Genomic DNA, 1329 nt, shown 5'->3' with positions numbered 1-1329 from the left:
CGCCGTAATTGACGATATGGCCGAGCTGGATGACGACTTCAGACTTCAGCCCTTCGGTGTCGTCCGGCAGCCGCTCGATCGCCAGAAGGTTGGTGCCGGTCATCGCGCCGGCGATCGCCATGGTGATGCCTGAGGCGCAACAAGCGGTGATGAAGCCGGCCTCGCCGCCGGTGAGTCGGGCGACGACTGCGCTCGCGGCGCGCTGCAGATCGTCCATCTCCACCCATTGCGAGGCCATCTCGGCCATGGCGCTGATCGCCTCGGGTACGATAATCGAAGCACCCAATGCCGTCATCGTGCCGGAGACGTTGATGATGGGTCTCAGGCCCAGGCGCTCGCGGATTGTGGTGTTGGAGCCGGCGTCGGAATAGGTTTTCATGAGGGCGAACTCCTAAAATCAGGCGGTGATCTCGACGACCGCTTCGATCTCGACGGTGATGTTGCCAGGCAACGAGCCGACGCCGATAGCCGAGCGGGCATGGCCGCCGATCTTGTCGAAGACATCGGCGAAAAGGTCCGAGCAGCCGTTGACCACTTTGGGGTGGTCGCTGAAGGTCGGGGTTGCGTTGACGAAGCCGAGCAGTTTTACCACGCGCACGATGCGGCTGAGGTCGCCCGCCGCCGCATGCATGACGGCAAGCAGGTTGAGGCCCGTGAGGCGGGCATGCTCATAGGCCTGCTCGACGGTGACGTTGTCGCCGACCTTGCCGGTGCACAGCGTGCCGTCAGCGCGCAGCGGTCCCTGGCCCGAAAGGAAGATCAGACGGCCGCTCTCGGCATGGGTTACGAAATTGGCGATGGGTGTCGGCGGCTCGGGCAGGGTCAGGCCGAGTTCAGCGAGCCGTTCGTAAGGCGACATGGAATGGTACTCCTTGGATGGCGAAAGCCATCCGCTTTCAGAAATGCGAGGCGCGGAAACGCGCCAGGAAGGTGCGCAGCCGCTCATTGGTGGTCTCGGCGGCGAGAACCTCCTTCGGCGGCCCAACGGCCGAGACGCCGCCATCGGCCATGAAGACGATGCGGCTGGAGGCGTCGCGGGCGAAGGCCATTTCATGCGTCACCATCAGCATGGTCATGCCGTCCTCGGCGAGGCTTTTCACCACGGCCAACACCTCGCCGACGAGCTCGGGGTCGAGCGCCGAGGTGATCTCGTCGAGCAGCAGAATCTTCGGCTCCATGGCGACGGCGCGGGCAATCCCGACCCGCTGCTGCTGGCCGCCTGAAAGCTCCGCCGGCAGGCTGTCGGCCTTGTGAGCGAGGCCGACGCGGCCGAGCCAATGCTCGGCGATCGAGCGGGCTTCGGCATTGCTCTTGCCGCGCACCTTGGTG

2 protein-coding genes and 1 pseudogene are annotated in these 1329 nt (G+C 65.0%); all 3 read right to left on the bottom strand.

The window, feature by feature from the left end:
• A pseudogene (locus EOA27_RS36750) lies at positions 1-379 on the bottom strand (hypothetical protein); the annotation flags it as partial.
• An 18-nt stretch (positions 380-397) separates the two neighbouring features.
• Positions 398-859: a RidA family protein gene (locus tag EOA27_RS36745; RefSeq protein ID WP_126080818.1), complete on the bottom strand. Its 462-nt coding sequence runs from the start codon at positions 857-859 to the stop codon at positions 398-400.
• A gap of 37 nt (positions 860-896) precedes the next feature.
• Positions 897-1329, bottom strand: a 433-nt coding sequence (locus EOA27_RS36740) for an ATP-binding cassette domain-containing protein (RefSeq protein WP_145970840.1), incomplete at its 5' end; no start/stop codon positions are given.

Source organism: Mesorhizobium sp. M2A.F.Ca.ET.037.01.1.1, from assembly GCF_003998075.1.
Classification (GTDB): domain Bacteria; phylum Pseudomonadota; class Alphaproteobacteria; order Rhizobiales; family Rhizobiaceae; genus Mesorhizobium.
This window is presented reverse-complemented; position numbering and strand designations above follow the sequence as displayed.